Genomic DNA, 26,431 nt, shown 5'->3' on the forward strand with positions numbered 1-26,431 from the left:
GGGTGCCGGTCCCGGCACCCGGGTACTGCTTCATCCTTGTACTGCTTATCCTCGCAGCGCGACCGTCCGCGGGCCCACCGGCGCGGGCAGCTCGGTGCTGCCCTGCAGGTAGGCGTCGACGGCGGCCGCCGTGGCGCGCCCCTCCGCGATCGCCCAGACGATCAGCGACTGCCCCCGGCCGGCGTCGCCCGTCGCGAACACGCCAGGCACGCTGGTGGCGTAGTCGTCGCCGCGCCGCACGAGCCCACGGCTGGTCAGCTCCGCGCCGGTCTGCGTCTCCAGCTCGTCCGTCTCCGGACCCGTGAAGCCCATGGCGATCAGCACCAGGTCGGCCGGGATCTCGTGCTCGGTGCCCGGCTTGGGCGCCCGACGACCGTCCGGCAGGTACTCGGTCTCCGCGACCCGCAGGGAGCGGACGTTGCCGTACCCGTCGCCCACGAACTCTACCGTCGAGGCGAGGTAGGTGCGCTCACCGCCCTCCTCGTGGGACGTCGAGACCTCGAAGACGATCGGGTCGGTGGGCCACGGCTGGGTCGCCGACCGCTCGAGCGGCGGCTTCTTGCCGATCGCCAGCGTCGTGACGCTCGCGGCTCCCTGCCGCAGCGACGTGCCGAGACAGTCGGAGCCGGTGTCGCCGCCGCCGATGATGACGACGCGCTTGCCCTCGGCGCTCGGGGCGCCCTCGACGTGGTTCCCTTGCACCGCCTTGTTGGACGGCGTCAGGAAGTCCATCGCGACGTGGATGCCCGCCAGGTTGCGGCCGGGCAGGCCCAGGTCACGCGGCACGGTGGCGCCGGTCGCGACGACGACGGCGTCGAACCGCCGGCGCAACGCGTCCCAGGTGATGTCCCGGCCGATCGCGACGCCCGGCCGGAACCTGGTGCCCTCAGCCTCCATCTGCGCCAGGCGCCGGTCGATGTGCAGCTTCTCCAGCTTGAAGTCCGGGATGCCGTAGCGCAGCAGGCCGCCGATCGCGTCGTCCCGCTCGTACACGACGACGGTGTGGCCGGCCCGGGTGAGCTGCTGGGCCGCCGCGAGGCCGGCCGGGCCGGAGCCGACGACGGCGACGGTCGAGCCCGTGAGCCGCTGAGGCACCTGGGGCGTGACCAGGCCGCGGGCGAACGCCTCGTCGATGATCGAGACCTCGACGTTCTTGATCGTCACCGCGGGCTGGTTGATGCCCAGCACGCAGCTCGTCTCACACGGCGCCGGGCAGACGCGACCGGTGAACTCCGGGAAGTTGTTGGTCGCGTGCAGGCGCTCGATGGCGTCGGCCCACTGGCCCCGCCACACCAGGTCGTTCCACTCGGGGATGAGGTTGCCCAGCGGGCAGCCCTGGTGGCAGAACGGGATGCCGCAGTCCATACAGCGGCCGGCCTGCTCCTTCAGGAAGGGCTGCCCGTCCTCCCGGTGGTCGTGCGTGTCCTTCCAGTCGCGCAGGCGCACCTCGACCGGACGGTTGGGAGGGAGCTCGCGCTCCCGCACCTTCAGGAATCCGCGGGGGTCAGCCACGCGCCACCTCCATGATCCGCTCCCACATCGCGGGGTCGAAGTCGTCGCCCTCGCCCAGCGTCTTCCCGGCGGCCTCCGCGTCGGCCAGGGCAGCGCGCACGCGCGCCCAGCCCACCGGCACGACGCGCGAGAAGCGCGCCCTGACGTCGGCCTCCTCGAGCAGCTCCGCCGCCACGGGCGAGCCCGTCTCCTCGCGGTGCCGCTCCAGCAGCCCGCGCACGCGGGCCCAGTCCTCGTCGTCCAGCGGCCCCACGTCGAGCTCGCCGCTCGCCACGGCCCGGCCGTTCATCGCGACGTCCCGCAGGTTGAGCACGTACGCGACGCCGCCCGACATGCCCGCGCCGAAGTTGCGGCCCGTCGGGCCCAGCACCAGCACGGTGCCGCCGGTCATGTACTCGCAGCCGTGGTCGCCCACGCCCTCCACGACCAGCGTCGCGCCCGAGTTGCGCACGCCGAAGCGCTCGCCGACCCGCCCGCGCAGCAGGATCTCGCCGGAGGTCGCGCCGTAACCGATGACGTTGCCCGCCACGACGTTCGCGGCGCCCTCAAGCACGGCCGAGCGGTCCGGCCGCACGACGATCCGCCCGCCCGACAGCCCCTTGCCCACGTAGTCGTTGGCGTCGCCGAAGAGCCGCAGCGTGACTCCCCGCGGCAGGAACGCGCCCAGCGACTGGCCGGCGGAGCCGGTCAGGGTGACGTCGATCGTGTCGTCAGGCAGGCCCACGCCGCGGTACCGCTTGGTCACCTCGTGGCCGAGCATCGTGCCGATCGTCCGGTTGACGTTGCGCACCGGCGCCTCGATGTGCACGGGGAGCGCGTCCTCGAGAGCCGGGCGCGCCTTCTCGATGAGCTGGTTGTCGAGCGCCTTCGCCAGGCCGTGGTCCTGCGTCCGCACCTGGTGCAGCTTCGAGCCCGGCGCCGCCTCGGTGGCGGCCAGCACGGGCGCCAGGTCCAGTCCCTGCGCCTTCCAGTGGTCGACGGCCTTGCGGGTGTCGAGCGCGTCGACGTGCCCGACCGCCTCCTCGACGGACCGGAAGCCGAGCGAGGCGAGGTGCTCGCGCACCTCCTGGGCGATGAACTCGAAGAAGTTCACGACGAACTCGGGCTTGCCCGTGAACCGCCGGCGCAGCTCCGGGTTCTGCGTCGCCACGCCCACCGGGCACGTGTCCAGGTGGCACACGCGCATCATGACGCAGCCCGAGACGACCATCGGCGCCGTCGCGAAGCCGAACTCCTCGGCCCCCAGCAGCGCGGCCACGACGACGTCGCGCCCGGTCTTCATCTGCCCGTCCACCTGCACGACGATGCGGTCGCGCAGGTTGTTGAGCACGAGGGTCTGCTGGGTCTCGGAGAGGCCGATCTCCCAGGGGGTCCCCGCATGCTTGAGCGACGTGAGCGGGCTCGCACCCGTGCCGCCGTCGTGCCCCGAGATCAGGACGACGTCCGCGTGCGCCTTGGACACGCCCGTGGCCACGGTGCCGACGCCGAACTCGGACACGAGCTTGACGTGCACGCGCGCCGCGGGGTTCGCGTTCTTGGCGTCGTGGATCAGCTGCGCCAGGTCCTCGATCGAGTAGATGTCGTGGTGCGGCGGCGGCGAGATGAGGCCGACGCCGGGCGTCGAGTGCCGGGTCTTCGCGACCCACGGGTACACCTTGGGCCCGGGCAGCTGGCCGCCCTCCCCCGGCTTCGCGCCTTGGGCGAGCTTGATCTGGATGTCGTCGGCGTTCGTGAGGTACTCGCTGGTCACGCCGAAGCGGCCCGACGCGATCTGCTTGACCCGCGAGCGACGCTCGGGGTCGTACAGGCGCTCCGAGTCCTCGCCGCCCTCGCCGGTGTTGGAGCGTCCGCCGAGGCGGTTCATCGCGATCGCCAGGGTCTCGTGCGCCTCGGCCGAGATCGAGCCGTAGGACATGGCGCCGGTGTTGAACCGCTTGACGATCTCGCTGACCGGTTCGACCTCGTCGATCGGCACCGGTTCGCGTTCGGGGTCGAAGCGCAGCAGGCCGCGCAGCGTCATGAGGCGACGCGACTGCTCGTCCACCCGCCGGGTGTACTGGCGGAAGATATCCATCCGGCCGGTGCGCGTCGCGTGCTGCAGGCGGAAGACCGTCTCCGGGTCGAAGAGGTGCTCCTCGCCGTCGCGGCGCCACTGGTACTCGCCGCCGCTGGTGAGCCGCTGGTGCGGCTTGTGGTTGCCGGACGCCGGGTACGCCTCGGCGTGCCGGGCCGCGACCTCGGCCGCGACGACGTCCAGGCCGATGCCGGCCAGCCGGCTCGTGGTGCCGGTGAAGTAGTCCTCCACCAGCTCGTGCGACAGCCCGACGGCCTCGAAGATCTGCGCACCGCGGTACGACATGATCGTCGAGATGCCCATCTTGCTCATCACCTTGAGCACACCGTTGCCGAGCGCCTTGATGAGGTGGGCGACCGCCGTCTCGGGGGTGACGTCGAGGTAGCCGCGCAGGGCGAGGTCCTCGACCGTCTCCATCGCGAGGTACGGGTTGACCGCCGCCGCCCCGTAGCCGATGAGGAGCGCCACGTGGTGCACCTCGCGCACGTCACCGGCCTCGACGACGAGCGAGATGCGGGTGCGCGTGCCCCGGCGCAGCAGGTGGTGGTGCACCGCGCTGGTCAGGAGCAGCGACGGGATCGGCGCGAGCTCGGAGTCCGAGTCGCGGTCGGACAGCACGACGTGCGTCACGCCGCCCGCGAGCTGCGCGTCCACCTCGGCGAAGATCTCGTCCAGCCGCTCCTGGAGCGCCTTGCCGCCGCCCGAGACCTGGTAGAGGCCCCGCACGATGCCCGCGCGGAACTCGCCCTCCAGGCGCGGGTCCCGGTCGATGCGCACGATCTTGGCGAGCTCGTCGTTGTCCAGCACCGGGAAGGGCAGGTCGAGCTTGCGGGCGTGCTGCGCGACCTCCTCGAGCAGGTTCGGCTCCGGGCCGATGGTGCTGTCGATCGCGGTGACCAGCTGCTCGCGGATCGAGTCCAGCGGGGGGTTGGTCACCTGCGCGAACATCTGCGTGAAGTAGTCGAACAGCAGTCGCGGCCGGCTCGACAGGACGGCGATCGGCGTGTCCGAGCCCATCGCCCCGAGCGGCTCCGCGCCCGTGTCCGCCATCGGCGTCAGGATGACCTTGAGCTCCTCGGTCGTGTACCCGAAGGCCCGCTGCCGGCGCTGGACCGACGCGGGCGAGTGGGCGACGTGCTCACGCTCGGGGAGCGAGTCGAGGGTGATCGTGTTGCCCGCGATCCACTCGCCGTACGGGCGCTGGGCGGCGAGCTGCGACTTGAGCTCGTCGTCCTCGACGATCCGGCCCTGGGCGGTGTCCACCAGGAACATCCGGCCCGGCTCCAGGCGGCCCTTGCGCACGATGGTCGCCGGGTCGAGGTCCAGGACGCCCGCCTCCGAGGCGAGGACCACGAGCCCGTCCTCGGTGACCCAGTAGCGGCCCGGGCGCAGCCCGTTGCGGTCCAGGACCGCGCCGATCAGGGTGCCGTCGGTGAACGTGAGACAGGCGGGCCCGTCCCAGGGCTCGATGAGATTGGCGTGGTACTGGTAGAAGGCGCGCCGTGCGGGGTCCATCTCGGCGTGGTTCTCCCACGCCTCGGGAACCATCATCAGCACGGCGTGCGGCAGCGACCGGCCCGACAGGTGCAGCAGCTCCAGCACCTCGTCGAAGCTGGCAGAGTCGCTCGACCCCTCGGTGCACACCGGCAGCAGCGGGGCGAGGTCGCCCAGCGCCTCGCTGGCCATGGTGCTCTCGCGGGCCGCCATCCAGTTGCGGTTGCCGCGCACCGTGTTGATCTCGCCGTTGTGCGCCACGAGCCGGAACGGCTGCGCGAGCGGCCAGGAGGGGAACGTGTTGGTCGAGAAGCGCGAATGGACGAGTGCGAGCTCGGACGCGTACCGGGGGTCGCTGAGGTCGGGGAAGAACGGCTCGAGCTGCGCCGTGGTGAGCATGCCCTTGTAGGTCAGGGTGCGGCTCGACAGCGACGCGAGGAACAGGTCCAGCTCGTGCTGCGCCCGCTTGCGCAGGCGGTACGTGCGGCGGTCGAGCTCGAGCCCGGACAGCTCGCGCGACGGGTCCGCCACGACGACCTGGCGGAACAACGGCATCGACGCCCGCGCGGTGGGGCCGACGAGGTCGCGCGTGACGGGCACGTCGCGCCAGGCCAGCACGTCGAGCTTCTCCTCGGCGGCGATCGTCTCGAACCGGCGCGCGACGGCGTCGGCCTCGGCCTCGGAGGGATCCTGCGGCAGAAAAGCCATGCCGATCGCGTAGTGGCCGGCGGGCGGCAGCTCGGCGGCCACCACGTCGCGGACGAAGGCGTCCGGGATCTGCGTGAGGATCCCGGCCCCGTCACCGCTGTTCTCCTCGGCGCCCACAGCGCCACGGTGGTCCAGGTTCAGCAGGGCCGTCAGACCCGCGTCCACGATGTCGCGGCCGGGCGTCCCGCGCAGGGTCGCGACGAACGCGACACCGCACGCGTCGTGCTCGGCCGCGGGGTCGTAGAGGCCTTGGGCCGAGGGCCGCGCGACCCGATGCTGCGGCGTGGTCATCAACACCGTCCTCCTGCACGCCCGCACGCGGGCGCGTCATGCTCAAACGTGGTCGGGACGCCCTCGGCCCGTCGGAAATATGAGAGGCACCCCCGGGTGGTCCCCGGTCGGTACCGCCTCAGACGCGGCCGGCCGGCCCCTGGTCGGGCCCGGCGGCGTCCGCGTCCGCGGTGCTCGTCGTGTCGAGCTGGGTGTCGAGCTCGGTGTCGTGCAGGTCGTCCGCGCCGGCCTCGGCCGACGCATCCTGGGTGCGGTCGCCCTCAGCCTGCCCGGCAGGGGTGGCGCCGGGCAGTGCGACCCCGACCTCTCGGTCCGGGTACCGCCTGCCGATGACGACGAACGCGATGACGGCGCCGAGGCCCACCACGATCGACGTCCACACGTTCAGCCGGAGTCCGAGCACGTGCTCGGCGGTGTCGATGCGGAGCATCTCGATCCACACCCTGCCGAGAGTGTAGAGCGCGACGTAGGCCCAGAATACCCGCCCATGACCGAGTCTGTACCGTCGGTCGAGCCAGATGAGAACCGCGGCCGCCGCGAGGTTCCAGAGCATCTCGTACAGGAACGTCGGATGGAACAGGGTTCCCTCCACGAACGAGGTGCCGGTCGAGTAGTTCAGACGCTCGATGACCTCGGGAGAGATCTCCAGGCCCCACGGCAGCGACGTGGGGGCGCCGAAGAGCTCCTGGTTGAACCAGTTGCCCAGCCTGCCGACGGCCTGTGCCACCAGCAGGCCGGGGGCGACGGCGTCGGCGAAGGAGCTCAGTCGCACGCCCTTGCGGCGGCAGCCGATCCACGCACCGAGGCCGCCGAGCGCGACGGCGCCCCAGATCCCCAGGCCGCCCTCCCACACGTACAGGGCGCGGATGGGGTCGCCGCCCGCGCCCCAGTAGGGCTCGGGCGTGCTGATCACGTGGTACAGCCGCCCGCCGACGATGCCGAACGGGACGGCCCAGAAAGCGATGTCGAGCACGTCGTCGGCCTCGCCGCCGCGGGCGACCCAGCGCTTGGTCGTCATCCAGATCGCGACGACGATGCCGGCCAGGATCGCGAGCGCGTAGGCGCGCAGGGGCACGGGGCCCAGGTACCAGGTGTGCTGCGACGGGCTCGGGATGGCGGCCTGCACGGCGGTCACCAGGGACGTCGCGATCACGGGGTCTCCTCCTGAAGGGGGGCATGCTCGGACTGGTCGGCCGTGTGGTCGGGCGCGCGAGAACGGCGGACCCCGTCGGCGAGCTCCGCGACGGTCGACTGCAACGTCTCGACCCGCTCCGCCCAGGGACGGTCGGCCAGCAGCGGGCGCACCAGCGCGGAGCCGACGATGACACCGTCGGCGTACCGGCCGACCTCGGCGGCCTGGTCGCCCGTCGACACGCCGAGACCGACGCAGACGTGCTCGGCTCCTGCTGCCCGGGTGTCGGCCACCAGCTGCTCGGCACGCCCGCCCACCGTGGCCCGGACGCCGGTCACGCCCATCGTGGACGCCGCGTACACGAAGCCGCGCGAGGCGCGGGCGGTGAGCCGCAGGCGCTCCGGCGTCGAGCTCGGCGCGACGAGGAAGACCCGGTCCAGCCCATGCGCGGCAGAGGCCTCGATCCACTCGGCCCCCTCGTCAGGGATCAGGTCGGGCGTGATCAGACCGGCGCCGCCGGCGCCGGCGAGGTCCCGCGCGAACGCGTCGACGCCGTACCGCAGCACCGGGTTCCAGTAGGACATCACCAAGGCGGGCACGCGCCCGCCGGAGTGCTCCGCGACCGCCTCGACGACGCGCAGCACGTCACGCACCCGCGCGCCGGCGGCGAGCGCCACCTCCGCGGCGCGCTGGACCACCGGGCCGTCCATGACCGGGTCCGTGTACGGCACACCGATCTCGACGACGTCGACGCCGGCGTCGACCATGGCGAGCACGGCCTCCACGGAGCGGTCGACGTCGGGGAAGCCGACGGGAAAGTAGCCCACGAGCGCCGCGCGCCCCTCGGCACGCAGCGCGTCGAGTCGGGCGGCCGTCGGCGAGGTGCTGGTCGTCGTGGTCACAGGTCCCCCTCGTGCTCGCTCGGGCCGCCGGTCTCCTGGTCGTCGAGGAGGCCGAACCACCGCGCCGCCGTGGCCACGTCCTTGTCCCCCCGGCCCGAGAGGTTCACCAGGATGATCTGGTCGGTGCGACCCGCCGCCGCCTCGGACCGGCCGAGGCGCAGCGCGCCCGCGAGCGCGTGCGCCGACTCGATCGCGGGGATGATCCCCTCGGTGCGGCACAGCAGCTGGAACGCCTGCATGGCCTCGTCGTCCGTCACCGGCTCGTACGTGGCCCGACCGAGGTCGTGCAGCCACGCGTGCGCCGGCCCCACGCTCGGGTAGTCCAGGCCCGCGGAGACGGAGTGGCTCGGCAGCGTCTGGCCGTCGTCGTCCTGCAGCAGGTAGGAGCGCGCGCCGTGCAGCACCCCCGGCGCACCGCCCGAGAAGCGCGCGGCGTGTCGTCCGGACTCGATGCCCTCGCCGCCCGCCTCGTAGCCGTGCAGGGCCACGCCCTCGTCGTCGAGGAAGGCGTTGAAGAGCCCGAGGGCGTTGGAGCCGCCGCCCACACAGGCGGCGAGGGCGTCCGGCAGCCGGCCCGTGCGCTCGAGGATCTGCTCGCGCGCCTCCTCGCCGATGATGCGGTGGAACTCGCGCACCATCTCGGGGAACGGGTGTGGCCCGGTGACGGTGCCGAGCAGGTAGTGCGTGGACTCGACGTTGGCGACCCAGTCGCGCAGCGCCTCGTTGATGGCGTCCTTCAGCGTACGCGAGCCGATGCTCACGGGGATCACCTCGGCGCCGAGGAGCCGCATGCGCGCGACGTTGAGCGCCTGGCGCTGCGTGTCCTCCTCGCCCATGTACACCACGCACTCGAGGTCGAGGAGGGCGGCAGCGGTCGCCGTCGCGACGCCGTGCTGGCCCGCGCCGGTCTCCGCGATCACGCGCGTCTTGCCCATACGCTTGACCAGCAGGGCCTGGCCCAGCACATTGTTGATCTTGTGCGAACCGGTGTGGTTCAGGTCCTCGCGCTTGAGGAAGATCCGGTGACCCGCCTGCGCGCCCCCCGCGTGCTCCGCGAAGCGCGGGACCTCGGTCAGGGGCGACGGGCGGCCGGTGTAGTCCCGGTGCAGCCGCGCCAGCTCGTCGGTGAACGCGGGGTCGCCGAGGGCCTTGCGGTACTCCGTCTCGAGCTCGTCGAGCGCGGCGATCAGGGCTTCGGGCACGAAGCGGCCGCCGAACTGCCCGAAGTACGGGCCCTCGACGTCCGCGAGCTTGCCGAGCACCTGGTGGGCCAGGGTCTCGGTCAGCGCCTCCCGTACGGGCTGGTCGGGCACGGGTCCTCCGTCTCGGTGGGGGCGGTGCATGGTGAGTCGTCCGAGGCTACCGGTCCGCAGTGGCCTCGGGGCCGGGCGTGGTGCTGCCGTCCAGGGTGGCCCGCCGCGCGCCGCCCCTGCGAGGGATCAGGGCTGGGCCGCCGGGCGGACCGACCACAGCGCCGGGTGCTGGCCGGCCGCCACCAGGTCGGCCACGGAGCGACGCGGCGTCCCGTCGGTCACGAGGGCCTCGCCCACGAGCACCGCGTGCGCGCCGGAGCGCGCGTAGTCGAGCACGTCGTGCGGGCCCCGCACGCCCGACTCGGCGACGCGCACGACGTCGTCCGGGACGAGCGGGGCGAGCCGGGCGAAGGTCGACCGGTCCACCTCGAGGGTCTTGAGGTTGCGGGCGTTGACCCCGACGACCCGTGCCCCGGCGTCGAGCGCGCGGCGCACCTCGTCCTCGGTGTGGGCCTCGACCAGCGCCGTCATGCCGAGCGAGTGCACGCGCTCGATCAGCGACGTGAGCACGGTCTGCTCCAGGGCCGCGACGATGAGCAGCACCAGGTCCGCCCCGTGCGCCCGCGCCTCCCACACCTGGTAGGGCGTGACGACGAAGTCCTTGCGCAGCACCGGCACGTCGACGCGGGCGCGCACCGCGTCCAGGTCGGCCAGGCTGCCGCCGAACCGGCGCTGCTCGGTGAGCACCGAGATGACGCTCGCCCCGCCGCGGGCGTAGTCCTCCGCCAGCGCCGCCGGGTCCGAGATCGGTGCCAGGTCGCCCTTGCTGGGGCTCGAACGCTTGACCTCGGCGATCACGGCGACGCGATCCTCCGAGAGCAGGCGGCGCTGGCACTCGAGAGCGCCTGGCACGCGTGCCGCGCGCTCCTTCAGGTCGTCGAGCGGCGTCCGCGCCTGACGCACGGCCAGGTCCTCACGGACCCCCGCGACGATGTCCTCCAGGACCGTCATGGTCTGCCTCCCCCGTCCCCGCGACGCCGCACCGGCGTCTGACTGTCATCGTAGGCCCGCCCGCGAGGGGCCCCTGCCACGTCTCCGAGCGTGAGACGACGGCGCGCGCCCGCCCCGAGGGGGTGGGCGCGCGCCGTCTCTGCGGTGCTGGTCCGCTCAGTGACCGGAGGAGGTACGCCGCGGCGTGACGCCCGCCTTGGCCTGGCCGTAGCCCATGCTGCGGAGCACGCCGCCGACCACGAGCGCGCCGACCACGATCACGGCGCCGACCCAGACCAGCGCGTCGGGGACACCGGGGAGTATCCCGACGGCGCCGACGAGCACTCCCAGCATGATGCCGATCATCGCGGTCCACGCCGCGGTCGTGTGGCCGTGGTTCGAGGGCGGGACGGCCGGAGGCAGGTAGGCGACCTCGGCGTTGCGGTTCTCGGTCATGGAATGTGATTGCCCTTTCGTGACGTGGTGCGCGGACCAGCCTAGCGGTCCGTCGACGGGTCCGTGCCCCGGGAGAGCGCGTCCCACGCGTCGTGCGGGTCGTGCTGACCTCCCTCGTCAGCCTGCTCGCCAGGCCCCCTCCCGTCGGCGTCCGGCAGGTCGCCGCCCGGGGCGTCCTCGGAGCCGGCGCCCGGGGCCCGCTCGTGGCGGCCGGACGTCGCGCCCCAAGCCGCGGACCCGAGGGCGGCGAGCACCGCGACGACCACCGCGGCTGCGCCGAGCACCACCGTGAGCCACGGCCAGACCGCGACCGTGATCGCCGACGTGAGGTCCGTCACGCCCGCCGACTCCGACGCCCCCGACGTCGCCGCAGGCACCGGGTCGGCCAGCACCCCGGCCGCCGACACCGCCGCCAGCACGCCCGCGAGCGCCACCACCGCGAGCGCCACCCAGCGCGCCACCCGGCCCGCGATCGCGAGCGCGATGCCCGCCGCCACGACGACCAGGGCGGCGGCCCCGACCGCCGGTGCCGCGCTCGTGCCCGTCACCGCGACGTCGACCGTCGGCTCCAGTGCGGTCGCCACGGTGGTGCTCAGCCAGGTGGGGGACGCCGTCGCGAGCGTGAGCCCGCCGACCGCCACCACCGACCAGACGGCGCGCGACCGCACCCGCAGCGGGCCCCCGCCGCGCGTGCGGCCCCCGCCGCGCGTGCGGGCCCCGCCGCCCGTCGTCCCTCGTTCGTCGTCCATCAGTCCCGTCCGTCCGTCGTGCCCGTCCGTCGTGCCCGTCCGTCATGCCCGCTCACAGCGACCGGAACCGCGCGGCCAGCTGCACCGCGCGCACGGCGGCGGCGGCCTTGTTGCGCGACTCCTCGTACTCCAGCGCGGGCACGGAGTCGGCCACGATGCCGCCGCCGGCCTGCACCCACGCCCGGCCGTCGCGGATGCACGCCGTGCGGATCGCGATGGCCATGTCCATGTTGCCGCCGAAGTCGAAGTAGCCCACCGTGCCGCCGTAGATCCCGCGCGACGCCGGCTCGAGGGCGTCGATGAGCGCGATCGCCCGGGGCTTGGGCGCCCCCGAGAGGGTGCCGGCCGGGAACGTGGCGCGCAGCGTGTCGAGCGCCGTGGCGCCCGCCCGCAGGCGCCCGACCACGGTGGAGCACAGGTGCATGATGTGGCTGAACCGCCGGGTGGACATGAACTCGACCACCTCGACCGACGTCGGCTCGCACACCTTGACCAGGTCGTTGCGCGACAGGTCGACCAGCATGAGGTGCTCGGCCCGCTCCTTGGGGTCGGCGAGCAGCTCCTCGCCGAGGGCGACGTCCTCCTCCACCGTGGCGCCGCGCGGGCGCGACCCCGCGATCGGGTAGGTCGTGACATGCCCGTCGGTGACCTTGACGAGCGTCTCGGGGCTGGACCCGACCACGGAGAAGTCACGGCCGTCGGGGCCGGTGAGCCGGAAGTAGTACATGTACGGGCTCGGGTTGATGGTGCGCAGCGCGCGGTAGACGTCGAGCGGCGGGGCCGGGCAGTCCAGGTCGAGGCGCTGCGACAGCACCACCTGGAACACCTCGCCCTCGCGGATCGCCTCCTGCCCCGCCTGCACGGCCGCCTCGAACTCCGGGCGGGTGGAGCGGAACTCCAGGCGGGGCTCGGCCACCTCGTCCGTCGGGCGCAGCACGGTCGGCTCGGCGGGAGCCGGGGCGGCGAGCCGCGCCTGCATCGCATCGAGCCGCGCCACGGCGTCGGCGTGCGCCTGGTCGACGCGCTCGTCCGTGCCGTCGCCGTTGATCGCGTTGGCGATCAGCCAGGCTGTGCCCGTGTGGTGGTCCACCGCCACCAGGTCGGTGGCGAGGCTCAGCGCCACCTCCGGCACGCCGAGCTCGTCGGGCGCGCTCGCCGGCAGCGTGGGCTCCCAGTGCCGCACGACGTCCCACCCCAGCGCGCCGGTGAGTCCCCCGGTGAGGGGCGGCAGCCCCTCGATCGGCGGCGTGCGCAGGGCCTCCAGCGCGGCGCCCAGCACCTCGACGACGTCGCCCGAGGTCGGGATGCCGGCGGGGACGTCGCCGTGCCACACCGCCCGGCCGTCGACGGCCGTCAGGGTCGCGCGCGAGTCCACGCCGATGAAGGACCAGCGCGACCAGCCGCCCGACGACTCCGCGGACTCCAGCACGAACGTGCCCGGCCGGTCGGCAGCCAGCGTGCGGTACAGGCCGACCGGCGTCACGTCGTCGGCGAGGACGCGCCGCACCACGGGGATCACGCGGCGATCCGCGGCCAGCACGCGGAACGTGCCCAGGCCCGGCCACGTGGCGCCCCACGCCAGGTCGTCCTGCGTCGGCCCCGCGACGGAGGTCGGCAGCGGGGCGGGCGCGGGCGGCGTGACGGCGGGCGTGGTCACCGGTCCTCCTGGGTCGTGGCGGGCTGGGTCTCGTCGGGCTGGGTCTCGTCGGGGACGGCGTCGTCGGGCTCGGTGCCGACGACGGCGCCGAGGTCGCCCCCGGCCTCGAAGCAGGTGCGCGCACCCGTGTGGCAGGCGGCGCCGACCTGGTGGACGCGCACCAGCAGCGCGTCGCCGTCGCAGTCCAGGGCCACGGAGCGCACGTGCTGCACGTGGCCGGACGTGTCGCCCTTGCGCCAGTGCTCCTGCCGCGACCGGCTCCAGAACGTCACCCTGCCCTCGGTGAGCGTGCGGTGCAGCGCCTCGTCGTCCATCCAGCCGAGCATGAGCACCTCGCCCGAGTCGTGCTGCTGCACGATCGCGGCGACGAGGCCGTGCTCGTCGCGCTTGAGCCGTGCGGCGATCGCTGGGTCGAGGTGCGATGCGGGGAGGGTGGGCGTCTGCACCCGAGCATCTTGACACGCCCGCGCCGCCCGCCGGGCCCCTGTTCCGCCGCCGGCCGACGTCATCCTCGTCACGACCGCCCTACCGCGACTGCGCGACCCAGCTCGCGTGCATCCGCGCGTAGACGCCGCCCGCGGCGGCGAGCTCGGCATGCCCGCCCACCTCGACCACGCGGCCGTCGTCCACCACGACGACGAGGTCGCTGGCCTCCGCCGTCGAGAGCCGGTGGGCGATGGTCAGGGTCGAGCGGCCGGACGTCAACGAGTCCAGCGCCCTCGCGATCCGCACCTCCGCCACCGGGTCCACCGCCGACGTCGCCTCGTCCAGCACCAGCAGGTCCGGCGCCGCGAGGAAGGCGCGCGCGATCGCCACGAGCTGCCGCTCCCCCGCGCTCAGGGCCTCACCGCGCTGGCCGACCGGCGTCGCCAGGCCCTGCGGGAGCCCGGCCACCCAGTCGGCCAGACCGAGTGCTTCGACCGCTCCGGCGACGCGGGCCAAGGTCTCGACCGGCTCGACCGGCTCGACCGGCTCGACCGACGAGTTCGGCCGCAGCCCGTAGGCGATGTTCTGCCCGACCGTGCCGTCGAGGAGGAATCCCTCCTGCGGCACGAGCACCACGCGCTCACGCAGCGAGTCGAGCCGGAGGCGGCGCAGGTCGGTGCCGTCCAGCAGCACCTGCCCGTCGGTGGGGTCCATGAGCCGGGTGACGAGCTTGGCGACGGTCGTCTTGCCCGAGCCCGTCCGCCCGACGACGGCGATCTTGCAGCGCGCGGGCAGCTCGAGGTCCACCCCGTGCAGCACCTCCGGGCCGTCCGGGTAGGCGAACCGCACGCCGCGCAGCGTCACGGCGGCCGGGCCGCGCGGGCTCGCCACGGCGTCGGGTGCCTCGGCCACGTCGACGGGCGTCTCGAGCACCGCGAGCACCCGGCGCCACCCCGCCACCGCGTTCTGCAGCTCGTTGAGGATCTCGGTGGCCATCTGCACGGGCCCGGTGAAGAGCTGCACCAGGAAGAGGAAGGCCACCACCTGCCCCGCGGTGAGGCCACCGCCGACCCCGAGCAGCGTGCCCACCACGACCACCACGGCCAGCACCAGGTTGGCGACCAGCACGCCGCCCGAGAACACCGACGCCACCAGCAGCTGGGCGCGTGCCTGCGTCGAGCGGGTCTCCTCCACCGCGGCGTCGATCCGGCGGCCGGTGCGCCGGGCCACGCCGTAGGCGCGGACGGTCTCCGCCCCGACCACGGCCTCCGAGATCGTGCCGAGCATCGCGCCGACCGCCTGCCGCACCGCGGAGTAGGCCCGGTTCACCGTGGGCTGCGCTCGCCGCAGCACCAGGAAGAGCGGGACGAAGCACAGCCACACCACCAGGGTGAGCTGCCAGGAGTACACCGCCATGAGGGCGGTGGCCACCAGCACCTGCATGCTCGAGACGAGCAGCATGATGCCGCCCCACTGCACGAACAGCGAGATCGTGTCGACGTCGGAGGTGACCCGCGAGACCAGCGCCCCGCGTCGTTCGGTCCCCTGTGTCAGCGTGGACAGGTCGTGCACGTGGCGGAACGCCTGCACCCGCAGCGCCGCGAGGCCGGTCTCCGTGCTGCGGAACAGGCGGACGTTGACCATCGCCGTGCACAGCCCGGACACGATCACCGCCCCGCCCGCGAGCACCGTGAGGAGCACGACTCGCCCGCCGTCGGGGCCACCCGTGGCGAGGATGCCGTCGTCGATCGTGCGCTGCACGGCCACCGGCACCACGACGCGCCCGGCGGCGGCGAGCACGGCGAGGGCGAGGGTGAGCCAGATCCCGTCCACGATCTGCGGGGAGATCTGCACGCCCCGGCGCAACGTGGCGAGGACGCCCAGCTCGCTGGCGGTGGCGATCCGCGACCGGCTCACGGCACGTCCTCTCCCAGCGTCTCCCCCGCGGCGCGCTCGTCCGCGAGTTCCCGGGCCCGACGGGCCGTCTCGCGCTCGTATGCCGTCGCGAGGTCGTGGTACCCGGGGTCGCGCGCGAGCAGCTCGCCGTGCGTGCCGACGTCGACGACCCGCCCGCCCTCGAGGTGCACGACGACGTCGGCCAGCGAGACGGACGACATGCGATACGCCACCATGACCACCGTCGTGGCGGGCGCCCCGTCGTCGCCGTCGTCACCGCCCCGTGCGCGGGCCAGGGACCCGAGGATCTCGGACTCCACCCTCGGGTCGACTGCCGAGGTGGCGTCGTCCAGCACCAGCAGCCGAGGGCGGCGCACCAGGGCGCGCGCGATCGCGAGGCGCTGGCGCTGGCCGCCGGAGAGGTTCGCGCCCCGCTCGCCCAGCGGCGCGTCGAGCCCGCCGGGCAGCGCCCGCACGACGTCGTCGACCCGGGCGACGCGCAGCGCCTCCCAGACCGCGGCGTCGTCCGGCGTCGTACCCGTCCCGCCGACCCGATCTCCCTGGCCCTCGTCCTGGTCCTCGTCCTGGTCCCGGCCCTCGTCCTGGTCCGCCAGCGTCACGTTGGCACGCACGGTGTCCTCGAAGACGAACGTCTGCTGCGCCACCAACGCCACCCGCGTCGGGATCTCGCCGCCCGCAAGCTCCCGGACGTCGACGCCGTCGAGCAGCACCTGCCCGCGGCTGGGGTCGCTGAGGCGCGCGAGCAACGAGACGAGGGTCGTCTTGCCCGCCCCGGTGCTGCCGACGACGGCGACCGTGGTGCCGGGCGGGATGTCGAGGTCCACGCCGTCGAGCAGGGTGACCGTGGTGCCGGCCGCGGGGACGTCGACGCCCACCCCGGCCAGCCGCACCGCCAGGCCGCCGGGCCCGCCCGGCAGCGGTCGGGAGCCGGGGATGAGGGTGACGGGGGCGTCGAGCACACGGGCGATCCGGTCGTAGCCCACCAGCGCGCGCGGCAGCTCGCCCAGCACCCAGCCGAAGGCGCGCACCGGCACGGCCATGACCGTCAGCAGGTACGCGGCCGTCACGACGTCCCCGGCGTCCACCGCCCCCGACGCCGCGCGCCACGTGCCCACGCCGAGCACCGCCAGCGTCCCGAGCGACGGGAGCAGCTCGATGACCGGGTCGAAGAACGCCCGCACCGTGCCCACCCGCACGTTGGCCGCCCGCAGCTCGTCCGTGCGCTCAGCAAACCGCCGCTCCTCGCGGTCGGCGGTGCCCAGGGACTTGACCAGGAGCGCGCCCTCGAAGGACTCGTGCGCGACGTCGGCGACCTCGGCCCGCAGCTGCTGGGCGCGGGTGACCGCCGGCGACATGTACCGCTGGAACACCACGTTGGCGACAATCGCGGCCGGCACGACGACGAGGGCCGCGGCCGCAAGCCACACGTCGATCGCCAGCAGCATCGCCGTGGCCACCACGATCATGACCACCACGCCGAGCGCGAAGGGCAGCGGGTTGAACACGCCCGTGGCGGCCTCGACGTCCGCGCTCGCCGCGGACAGCAGCTGCCCGGCCGGGTGCGCCCGGTGCCACGACATGGGCAGCCGCAGGTACTGGCCCGACAGCCCGCGCCGGTGGTGCGCCTGGATCGCGGCGAAGCCGTAGCCGGCCCAGATGCGCCGACCCGCCACGCCGAGCGCGAGGGTGACGGCGACCGCGGCGAGGACCAGGCCGGCCAGCCAGATCCGGTCCCGCGCCGCCGGGTCGCCCCCGATGGCCGGCACCACGACGGCGTCCGTGGCCCAGCCCACCGCGCGGCTCACCGCCACGGTGGCCGCCCCGAAGAGCGCGGACGCCGCCACGGCCAGCACGTACAGGCGGGGCTCGGAGCGCATCCCGCGCCACACGAGCGTCGCCGAGCGACGCAGCCGCGACCCGGAGAGGGCTGCGGCCGGAGGTCTCCCGGTCATGGACAGCCGCTCGTCATCGACACCGGCTCACCGGCGGACCTCGATGCCCGCCGCCGCCAGCGCGTCCTTGACCTGGCCGACCGACAGCGTGCCGAAGTGGAAGACGCTCGCGGCGAGCAGCGCGTCGGCGCCGGCACGGGCGGCCGCGACGAAGTGGTCGGGGGTGCCCGCGCCGCCCGACGCGATCAGCGGCACGCCCACGCGCTCCCGGACCGCGGCGAGCATCTCCAGGTCGAATCCCGAAGTGGTGCCGTCGGCGTCCATGGAGTTCAGCAGGATCTCGCCCGCGCCGAGCTCGGCCGTGCGCTGCGCCCACTGGACGGCGTCGATGCCGGTGCCCCGGCGGCCGCCGTGCGTCGTCACCTCGTAGCCCGACGGCGTGACCGTCTCTCCCGTGACCCGCCGCGCGTCGACCGACAGCGTCAGCACCTGGCGCCCGAAGCGGGCCGCGATCTCCGCGACGAGCTCGGGGCGGGCGACGGCCGCCGTGTTCACGCCCACCTTGTCCGCGCCGGCGCGCAGCAGGCGGTCGACGTCGTCCGTCGACCGCACCCCGCCGCCCACCGTGAGCGGCACGAAGACCTGGTCCGCGGTGCGGCGCACGACGTCGATCATCGTGGCGCGGTCGCCCGAGGACGCGGAGACGTCGAGGAACGTGACCTCGTCCGCGCCCTCCCGGTCGTAGCGCGCGGCGAGCTCGACGGGGTCGCCGGCGTCGCGGAGGTTGGTGAAGTTCACTCCCTTGACGACCCGCCCGTCGTCGACGTCGAGGCACGGGATCACACGGACGGCCACGGACATGCGGGGCTCACTCTTCCTTCGTGTCGCTGTCGCCGGACTTCTCGTCGGGGCTCCCGCCGTCGTCGCCCTTGCCGGTCGACTCGTCCTCGGTCACCTGGAAGTGCGCGTCAAGGATGTCGACGACGTACACCAGCGTCTCGCCCGCGAGGTCACTGCTGGTGCCACCGTAGCCGAGGTCCGGGGGCACGACGAGCAGCACCTGGGACCCCGCCGTCTGCTCCACGAGGCCCTGGTCGAGGCCGTCGACGAGCTGCCCGATCCCGACCGTCGCGGACTGCGGGCGGGTGTCCGGCGTCCACGTCGTGTCGAACTGCTTCCCGTCGCTCCAGCGCACCGCGGTGAAGCGCATCGTCACGACCTGCCCCACCTGCACCTGCGGGCCCGTACCGCGCACCAGCGGCTGCACGCGCAGCTCCTCGGGCGGCTCCGCGTCCGAGTCGACCCGGACCTCCGGAGCCCCGTCGTCGCCCCGCTCGACCGTCGGGAGCCCGTCGGCTGCCGGCACGTCCGTCCCCGCCGCACGCGTCGGCAGCACGTCGACCACGAGGATCACGGGCACCTCGTCGTCCTCCTCGGCGAGCAGCATGCGCGCCCCCACCTGCTGGCCGCGGAGCGTGTCGTAGAGGTTGGAGCCGAGCGAGTCGGCCGACATCGTGTACCAGGCCGGCGCGTCGATGTATGTGGTGGAGATGACGCTGCCGTCCCGGCCGTCCTCGGCGTACATGTTGAGCAGCACCGGCTCGCCGTCCACGACAGGCTCGCCCGAGCCCGGCCACACGGTCCGGGCCCCGGAGCGCACCACGTCGTAGGGCTGCGTGTACTCGAGGGCGGGCGGCTCGCCCACAGCTCCCGACACCTGCACGGGCGCCACCGAGGGCGTCGACGTCGGCACCACGTCATTCAGCAGGGACGAGCTGCAGCCGCCGAGGACGAGGGTGCCACCGAGCAGCAGGACCAGCAGCAGTTTCAGTCGGCGGCGAAGCACCGCGACATCTTGCCATGCCCACCCGACGAACGATGTATCCGTTCACCCGAAAACCGTGCGCAAGGCGCCCACCAGAGGGCCTGTCGAGATTCGGCGGCCTCTCCGCGTGGACGTATCCCTCCCGAAGTGGAGGGCGCCCTGGCGCCCGTGAACGCGTCCACGCAGAGAGGCCGCCGGATCTCGACAGACCCGACCACCGGATCTCGACCAGCTCGACCAGCGACGACTACATGGACTCGATCAACCGATCGACCCTCTCGTCCACGTTGCGGAACGGGTCCTTGCACAGCACGGTGCGCTGCGCCTGGTCGTTCAGCTTGAGGTGCACCCAGTCGACCGTGTAGTCGCGGCGCGCCTCCTGCGCGGCGCGCACGAAGTCGCCGCGCAGCTTGGCCCGCGTCGTGGGCGGCGGCACCGCCGTCGACTCGAAGACCTCGAGGTCGGTCACCACCCGCTCGACCATGCCGCGCGCGGCGAGCAGGTTGTACAGGCCCTCGGTGCGGGAGATGTCGTGGTACGCCAGGTCGAGCCGGGCGATGCGCGGGTCGTCCAGGGCCAGGTCGTGCTTGGCCTGGTAGCGCTCGATGAGGCGCAGCTTGATGACCCAGTCCAGCTCCCGGTCCACCAGGGTCAGGTTGGACGTCTCCAGGGCGCGCAGCCCGCGCTCCCACAGCTCCAGCACCTGCTTGACGACGGGTGTCGCGCCCAGGTGCGCGTCCACGTGCTCGCGGACCCGGTGGAAGTACTCCCACTGGATGTCGACGGCCGTGGCCGTGCGGCCGTTGGCGAGCTGCACCGGGTGCAGCCCGGTGCGGTCGTGGCTGATCTCCCGGATCGCGCGGATCGGGTTCTCCAGGGTGAGGTCGCGCATCGGCACGCCGGCCTCGACGAGCCGCAGGACGAGGTCGGTGGCGCCCACCTTGAGCATCGTCGTCGGCTCGGCCATGGACGAGTCGCCCACGATGACGTGGAGGCGGCGGTAGCTCTCGGCATCGGCGTGCGGCTCGTCGCGGGTGTTGATGATCGGCCGTGACCGCGTGGTGGCGCTGGAGACGGCCTCCCAGATGTGGTCCGCCCGCTGCGACAGGCAGAAGACCGCGCCCCGCGGCGTGGCGAGCACCTTGCCGGCGCCGGTGAGCACCTGGCGCGTGATGAGGAACGGGACCAGCACGTCGGAAAGCCGCGAGAAGTCTCCCTGGCGGCGCACGAGGTAGTTCTCGTGGCACCCGTAGGAGTTGCCCGCCGAGTCGGTGTTGTTCTTGAACAGGTGCACCTTGCCGGACAGGCCCTCGTGCTCCAGTCGCTCCTGCGCGTCGGCGACCAGCCCCTCGAGGATGCGCTCGCCCCCGCGGTCGTAGGCGACCAGCTGGTGCACGTCGTCGCACTCCGCGGTGGCGTACTCCGGGTGGGAGCCGACGTCGAGGTACAGCCGCGAGCCGTTGCGCAGGAAGACGTTCGACGACCGCCCCCACGCCACGACCTTGCGGAACAGGTAGCGCGCCACCTCGTCGGCGGAGAGGCCCCGCCCGTCGTCCGCCGCGCACGTCACCCCGTACTCGGTCTCCAGACCGAAGATCCTGCGGTCCACGACGCCTCCCTCTGTCGGTCCTGCTCGACCCGTTCGGCCCTGCTCGAACCCGTCTCAGTCGCCGGGCTGCTCGAGCAGCCCGGCGAGCGCGGCGCCCTGCAGCCGGCGGAACGCCCGTCGCCGGCCCTCGCGCTCGAGCACCGCCACCTCGAGCCCCGCGGGTGCGATCTCCCGCTCCTCGCCGGGGGGGACGACGGCGCCGTCGGCCCCCACCGCTCCGAGCGTGCGCACCGCCAGGGCCAGCACCTCCGGCAGCGTCATGACCTCGTGCCAGGCCTCTCCGACCCGTGCGGCCAGCTGCTCCGCCTGTCCGCCCATGACCACGTGCCCGTGCTCGTCGGCGACCGAGCCGTCGTAGGAGAGGCGGTAGATCTGGTCCTCGGCCGGGGTGGACCCCACCTCCGCGACGACGAGCTCGACCTCGAGCGGCTTGGATTCCGTGGTGAAGACGGTGCCGAGTGTCTGCGCGTACGCGTTGGCGAGGCCCCGCGCCGTGACGTCGGTGCGGTCGTAGGAGAACCCGCGCAGGTCCGCGTAGCGCACGCCGGCCACGCGCAGGTTCTCGAACTCGTTGTACTTGCCGACCGCGGCGAACGCGATGCGGTCGTAGATCTCGGAGATCTTGTGCAGCGCGCGCGACGGGTTCTCCGTGGCGAACGCGATCCCCCCGTCGTAGGCCAGCACCACGACGGACCGGCCACGGGCGATGCCCTTGCGGGCGAAGTCCGCCCGGTCCTTCATGAGCTGCTCGGGCGAGACGTAGAACGGCATCGTCATGCGTGCGCACCTCCCTGCGTCCCCTGCTGGCGGTTTCGCGGGGCGCCGCCGGCGGGCCGGTCGCCGTGCGCGGCCCGGTGGGCCGCGCTCCGCTCGGTCACGATCCGCTGGACCAAGGCGGCGAGCTCGTCGTCGCCCACCCGGCGCACGCCGTCGGCCGCGACGACGTTGACCACGGGCCAGATCTGGCGCACGGGGTCCGGGCCACCGGTCGCGCTGTCGTCGTCGGCCGCGTCGTACAGCGCCTCGATCGCGACGCCCACGGCCAAGGCGGCGTCCAGGCCCGGCCGCCACAGCTTCTTCAGGGCGCCCCGGGCGAACACGGAGCCGGAGCCGACCGAGTGGTGGTCGTACTCCTCGTAGCGCCCGCCGGTGACGTCGTAGCTGAACAGCCGGCCGTAGCCGCGGTCGAGGTCGTAGCCGGCGAAGAGCGGCACCACCGCGAGGCCCTGCAGGGCCATCGGGAGGTTGCCGCGGATCATCGTCGAGAGCCGGTTGGCCTTGCCGTCCAGGGAGAGCAGGGAGCCCTCGATCTTCTCGTAGTGCTCCAGCTCGAGCTGGAACAGCCGCACGAGCTCGATCGCGACGCCCGCGGAGCCGGCGATGCCGACCACCGAATACGCGTCGGCCGCGAAGACCTTCTCCATCTCCCGGCTCGCGATCAGGTTCCCGGCGGTCGCCCGCCGGTCGCCGGCCATGATCACGCCGCGGCCCCCGTCGTCCGTGCCGAACGTGAGGGCGACGACGGTCGTCGCATGCGGTGCCAGCCCGTCGGCCGACGCCCCGGCTCCGCCGAGGGTGGCGCGGTGGCCCGGCAGCCGGTCGGGCGCGTGGGCGGCGAGGAAGTCCACGAACGAGGACGATCCCGGACGCAGGAACGCGTCCGGGAGCCGCCCCGAGCTGCCTGGGCTATCAATGGTGGCCATGGGCGATCACTGACCGCCCTTCTGCACGAAGCCGCGCACGAACGACTCGGCGTTGGTCTCGAGGACCTCGTCGATCTCCTCCAGCAGGGCGTCCACCTCGGCGTCCCGCTCGGACGCCTGCGGGGCGGCCGGGGCGGGGGTGCCCGCGTCGTCGTCGGGCGCGCGGTCCTCGTGCTGCGGGTTGATCCGTTCCTGACCGGCCATGGTCCGCCTCCTTTGCTGCTGCGGGCCCCCGGCGGGAGGCTCCGGGAGTGTCTCGCGATCGCCAGCCTATGCGCTGGGGCCGACAGCGCGCGCCGACGTCCGTGCCGGTTGCGCCCTGGGCTGAAAGAGACCACCCACGGGCGGGCCGTCCGCCCCCGCGGGCGCCTCCACCTGGGCGGTCATCCCTCGCCGCGCAGCCCCTTGAGCAGCGCGGCCGCGTCCGGGCTGGCGTCCAGGAGCGCGCCGATGTGCTCCCGCGTCCCGCGCGCGGGGTCGAGCATCGGGACCCGCTGCAGGGCAGCGGCGCCGGGGACGTCGAAGATCACGGAGTCCCAGCTCGCGGCCGAGACCTGGTCGGCGTAGCGCGCCATGACCTCGCCCCGGAACCAGGCGCGAGTGTCCGCGGGCGCGTGGTGCACCGCGTCCGCGACGCGGTCGTCGTCGACGAGGCGCTCCACGGCGCCCGACGCCACGAGCCGGTGGTAGATGCCCCGCTCCGGGCGCACGTCCGTCCACTGCAGGTCGAGGGCGCGCAGCCGCGAATGGTCCCAGTCCAGCCCGTCGCGGGAGCGCAGCCCCTCCAGCAGGCGACGCTTCGCGACCCACTCGACCTCGCGCGCGCACGTCGCCGGATCGGCGGCGAGCCGGCTCAGCACCGAGCGCCAGCGGTCCAGCACCTGCGCGGTCTCGTCGTCGACGCCCTCGACCCCCTCGCCGGTGCCCACGGCGCCGAGGGCGCGCGCCACGACGTCGACGTACGCCTCCTGGATCTCCAGCGCCGTGCGGCGGCTGCCGTCGGCGAGCTCCAGGCGGACGGTCAGGCTCAGGTCGCGCGACACCCGCTGCACGTCCGCGACCGGGTCGGCGAGCCGGAGCGCGGCCAGCTCCTCGCGCGCGGGGACGCCCGCCTCGGCCAGCTCCTCCAGGTGCTCGAGCACCCAGAGCACGAGCGAGGTGGTGCCGAGCTTGAGGAACGTCGCGACCTCGAACAGGTTGGCGTCGCCGATGATGAGGTGCAGCCGGCGCCAGCGTGCGCGGTCCGCGTGCGGCTCGTCGCGGGTGTTGACGATCGGGCGGCGCAGGGTGGTCTCCAGACCGACCTCGGCCTCGATGTAGTCCGCGCGCTGGGAGAGCTGGAAGCCCGGCTCGGCCCCCGTCGCCCCGAGGCCCACGCGGCCGGAGCCGGTGAACACCTGGCGCGTGACGAGGAACGGCGTCAGCAGCTCGACGAGCGTGCCGAACGGTAGCTCCCGGTCGACGAGGTAGTTCTCGTGCGTGCCGTAGCTGGCGCCCTTGCCGTCGACGTTGTTCTTGTACAGCACCACCTCGCCGCCGGGCACCTCCGCGAGCGCCCGCACCGACGCCAGCATCACCCGCTCCCCCGCGACGTCCCACAGCACGCCGTCCCGCGGCCCGGTGACCTCCGGCGAGGAGTACTCGGGGTGGGCGTGGTCGACGTACAGACGGGCGCCGTTGGTGAGGATGCAGTTCGCGGCGCTCGGGTCGTCGTAGTCCTCGGTGGAGGGCCGCTCGACGTCCTCCGGCTGCTGCCGGGCCGCCGAGCGCCCGGCGGCGCGTCCGCGACCCGACGTCCCGGGCGTGCCGCCCGCGGACGCGATCTGTGCCGACACGGGTCCCTCCCCGGCGGCTGCCGCGCCCGGCCCCGAGGGCGCAGGGCGCGACGGGTCGTCCGTGAGCAGCGACGGATGGGCGGACGCGCGCTGCAGGTGGAAGCCGCGGGCGTCCTGCAGCGGGTCCTCGTCGTCGTAGTCCCAGCGCGCGGGCGGGCGGGCGCCCGCCCGCGCCACCAGGGCGCGGTACGTCATGACCACCTGGGAGCTCATGAGCATCGGGTTGGCCATCGGCCGTCCCGGTGCCAGCACGCCGTACTCGGTCTCGATCCCCATCACGCGACGAACGCTCACGCCACCACCCTAGGGGTCCGGGCCCCTGGTGCGGCCCGGGGCTACAGGTACTGGCCCGTGCTCGTCACCGTGTCGATGGTGCGCGGCGTACCGTCCCCGCCCTTCTTCTGGACGATCGTGCGGATGAAGACGATGCGCTCGCCCTTCTTGCCGCTGATCCGTGCCCAGTCGTCGGGGTTGGTCGTGTTGGGCAGGTCCTCGTTCTCCTTGAACTCGTCCACGCACGCGGACAGCAGGTGCTCCACGCGGATGCCGCGCTGCCCCGTGGACAGGAGGTCCTTGATGGCCGACTTCTTGGCGCGGTCCACGACGTTCTGGATCATGGCGCCGGAGTTGAAGTCCTTGAAGTACAGCGTTTCCTTGTCCCCCGAGGCGTACGTGACCTCGAGGAACTGGTTCTCCTCGTCCTCGGAGTACATGCGCTCGACGACGCTGCTGATCATGGCCTCGATCGCCTCGGACTCGCTGCCGCCGTGCTCCGCCAGGTCGTCCGGGTGGATGGGCAGCGCCGGCGTGAGGTACTTGCCGAAGATCTCCGTGGCGCCCTCGGCGTCCGGCCGCTCGATCTTGATCTTCACGTCCAGCCGGCCGGGCCGCAGGATCGCGGGGTCGATCATGTCCTCGCGGTTGGAGGCGCCGATGACGATGACGTTGTCGAGCCGCTCGACGCCGTCGATCTCGGCCAGGAGCTGGGGCACGATCGTCGTCTCGACGTCCGACGACAGGCCCGTGCCGCGGGTGCGGAAGAGCGACTCCATCTCGTCGAAGAACACGACGACGGGGGCGCCCTGGGTCGCCTTCTCCCGGGCGCGGGCGAAGATCAGCCGGATGTGCCGCTCCGTCTCGCCCACGTACTTGTTGAGCAGCTCCGGGCCCTTGACGTTGAGGAAATAGCTCTTCGCGCCGGGGTCGCCGCCCTGCGTGGTCGCGACCATCCCCGCGAGGGAGCTCGCCACTGCCTTGGCGATGAGCGTCTTGCCGCAGCCGGGGGGCCCGTACAGCAGCACGCCCTTGGGCGGGCGCAGGCCGTGCTCGCGGAAGAGGTCCGGGTGCGAGAACGGCAGCTCGACGGCGTCACGGATCTGCTCGATCTGCGGCCCGAGCCCGCCGATGTCCTCGTAGGCGATGTCCGGGACCTCCTCGAGGACGAGCTCCTCGACCTCGGACTTGGGCACCACCTCGTACACGAAGCCGCTCCGCACGTCGACGGTCAGCGCGTCCCCGACGCGCAACGCGGCGTCCGCGACCGACCCGGCCAGGCGGACCACCCGCTCCTCGTCGGCGCGACCGACCACGAGCACCCGCTCGGCGTCGAGCACCTCCTTGACGGTGACCAGCTCGCCGGTGCGCTCGTACCCGCCGGCCTCGACCACGGTCATGGCCTCGTTGAGCTTGACCTCCTGGCCCGGGCGGAGCGTGTCGACCCCGAGGCCGGGGCTCGCCTGCACGTGCATCTTGCGGCCGGCCGACGAGATGTCGACGCTGCCGTCCTCGTGCGCCGCGAGGAACGTCGCGTAGGTGCCCGGGGGCTTGGCGAGCTCGTCGATCTGGCCCTTGAGCTCGACGATCTGGTCGCGCGCGGCGCGGAGCGCCTCGGCGAGCCGCTCGTTCTTGGCGGCGATGAGAGCAAGCTGCGCGTCGTGGCTCGGCCCGGTGGGGAGCCCCGACGGCTCCGGTCGAGGCTCCGGTCGGACAGGGTAGTCGGTCATCGC

General features: G+C 73.5%; 20 protein-coding genes. All 20 read right to left on the reverse strand.

The features are described 5' to 3' along the window. Positions 1-45: 45 nt before the first annotated feature. On the reverse strand, positions 46-1,512 hold the full coding sequence (locus tag AC1C2W_RS08335) for a glutamate synthase subunit beta (protein ID WP_495389196.1): 1,467 nt from the start codon (positions 1,510-1,512) through the stop codon (positions 46-48). Then, positions 1,505-6,079: a glutamate synthase large subunit gene (gene gltB / locus AC1C2W_RS08340; protein WP_495389195.1), complete on the reverse strand. Its 4,575-nt coding sequence runs from the start codon at positions 6,077-6,079 to the stop codon at positions 1,505-1,507. The genes AC1C2W_RS08335 and gltB overlap by 8 nt, the downstream gene beginning before the upstream one ends. A gap of 118 nt (positions 6,080-6,197) precedes the next feature. Continuing rightward, the gene (gene lgt, locus AC1C2W_RS08345; protein ID WP_495389494.1) at positions 6,198-7,229 is read right to left on the reverse strand and encodes a prolipoprotein diacylglyceryl transferase; all 1,032 of its coding nucleotides are present in this window, start codon (positions 7,227-7,229) and stop codon (positions 6,198-6,200) included. Then, on the reverse strand, positions 7,229-8,113 hold the full coding sequence (gene trpA / locus AC1C2W_RS08350; protein ID WP_495389194.1) for a tryptophan synthase subunit alpha: 885 nt from the start codon (positions 8,111-8,113) through the stop codon (positions 7,229-7,231). The genes lgt and trpA overlap by 1 nt, the downstream gene beginning before the upstream one ends. Next, complete coding sequence (gene trpB / locus AC1C2W_RS08355) at positions 8,110-9,456, reverse strand: tryptophan synthase subunit beta (RefSeq protein ID WP_495389193.1); 1,347 nt, start codon at positions 9,454-9,456, stop codon at positions 8,110-8,112. The genes trpA and trpB overlap by 4 nt, the downstream gene beginning before the upstream one ends. 96 nt (positions 9,457-9,552) lie before the next feature. Beyond that, the gene (gene trpC, locus AC1C2W_RS08360; RefSeq protein ID WP_495389192.1) at positions 9,553-10,377 is read right to left on the reverse strand and encodes an indole-3-glycerol phosphate synthase TrpC; all 825 of its coding nucleotides are present in this window, start codon (positions 10,375-10,377) and stop codon (positions 9,553-9,555) included. 156 nt (positions 10,378-10,533) lie between these two features. Continuing rightward, positions 10,534-10,812 carry an HGxxPAAW family protein gene (locus tag AC1C2W_RS08365; protein ID WP_495389191.1) on the reverse strand — a complete coding sequence of 93 codons (279 nt, stop codon included), beginning with the start codon at positions 10,810-10,812 and terminating at the stop codon, positions 10,534-10,536. Positions 10,813-10,853: 41 nt separating this feature from the next. Then, positions 10,854-11,561 carry a Trp biosynthesis-associated membrane protein gene (locus AC1C2W_RS08370; protein ID WP_495412856.1) on the reverse strand — a complete coding sequence of 236 codons (708 nt, stop codon included), beginning with the start codon at positions 11,559-11,561 and terminating at the stop codon, positions 10,854-10,856. 52 nt (positions 11,562-11,613) lie between these two features. Then, positions 11,614-13,179 (reverse strand): anthranilate synthase component I, encoded by a 1,566-nt coding sequence (locus AC1C2W_RS08375; protein WP_495389493.1) that lies wholly within the window; start codon positions 13,177-13,179, stop codon positions 11,614-11,616. A 35-nt stretch (positions 13,180-13,214) separates the two neighbouring features. Further along, complete coding sequence (hisI, locus tag AC1C2W_RS08380; protein WP_495389189.1) at positions 13,215-13,664, reverse strand: phosphoribosyl-AMP cyclohydrolase; 450 nt, start codon at positions 13,662-13,664, stop codon at positions 13,215-13,217. Between the two features lie 79 nt (positions 13,665-13,743). Then, positions 13,744-15,561, reverse strand: coding sequence for an ABC transporter ATP-binding protein (locus tag AC1C2W_RS08385; RefSeq protein WP_495412857.1), 1,818 nt, complete (start codon positions 15,559-15,561; stop codon positions 13,744-13,746). Beyond that, positions 15,558-17,513, reverse strand: a complete 1,956-nt coding sequence (locus tag AC1C2W_RS08390) for an ABC transporter ATP-binding protein (protein WP_495412858.1) — start codon at positions 17,511-17,513, stop codon at positions 15,558-15,560. Before AC1C2W_RS08390 ends, AC1C2W_RS08385 begins: the two co-directional genes overlap by 4 nt. 27 nt (positions 17,514-17,540) lie before the next feature. Next, positions 17,541-18,314: an imidazole glycerol phosphate synthase subunit HisF gene (gene hisF, locus AC1C2W_RS08395; protein WP_495389186.1), complete on the reverse strand. Its 774-nt coding sequence runs from the start codon at positions 18,312-18,314 to the stop codon at positions 17,541-17,543. Positions 18,315-18,321: 7 nt separating this feature from the next. Then, the gene (locus tag AC1C2W_RS08400; protein ID WP_495389185.1) at positions 18,322-19,299 is read right to left on the reverse strand and encodes an FKBP-type peptidyl-prolyl cis-trans isomerase; all 978 of its coding nucleotides are present in this window, start codon (positions 19,297-19,299) and stop codon (positions 18,322-18,324) included. Between the two features lie 226 nt (positions 19,300-19,525). Beyond that, complete coding sequence (gene pafA / locus AC1C2W_RS08405) at positions 19,526-20,887, reverse strand: Pup--protein ligase (protein ID WP_495389184.1); 1,362 nt, start codon at positions 20,885-20,887, stop codon at positions 19,526-19,528. A gap of 54 nt (positions 20,888-20,941) precedes the next feature. Further along, positions 20,942-21,664: a proteasome subunit alpha gene (gene prcA, locus AC1C2W_RS08410; RefSeq protein ID WP_495412859.1), complete on the reverse strand. Its 723-nt coding sequence runs from the start codon at positions 21,662-21,664 to the stop codon at positions 20,942-20,944. Then, a complete protein-coding gene (gene prcB, locus AC1C2W_RS08415) occupies positions 21,661-22,590 on the reverse strand; it encodes a proteasome subunit beta (RefSeq protein ID WP_495412860.1) in 930 nt (309 codons plus the stop codon). The genes prcA and prcB overlap by 4 nt, the downstream gene beginning before the upstream one ends. A 6-nt stretch (positions 22,591-22,596) precedes the next feature. Next, a complete protein-coding gene (locus AC1C2W_RS08420; RefSeq protein ID WP_495389181.1) occupies positions 22,597-22,794 on the reverse strand; it encodes a ubiquitin-like protein Pup in 198 nt (65 codons plus the stop codon). 179 nt (positions 22,795-22,973) lie between these two features. Beyond that, a complete protein-coding gene (gene dop / locus AC1C2W_RS08425) occupies positions 22,974-24,701 on the reverse strand; it encodes a depupylase/deamidase Dop (protein WP_495412879.1) in 1,728 nt (575 codons plus the stop codon). Positions 24,702-24,760: 59 nt separating this feature from the next. Beyond that, positions 24,761-26,428, reverse strand: a complete 1,668-nt coding sequence (gene arc / locus AC1C2W_RS08430) for a proteasome ATPase (RefSeq protein WP_495389180.1) — start codon at positions 26,426-26,428, stop codon at positions 24,761-24,763. Positions 26,429-26,431 lie beyond the last annotated feature (3 nt).

The organism is Isoptericola sp. Y581, from assembly GCF_059445475.1.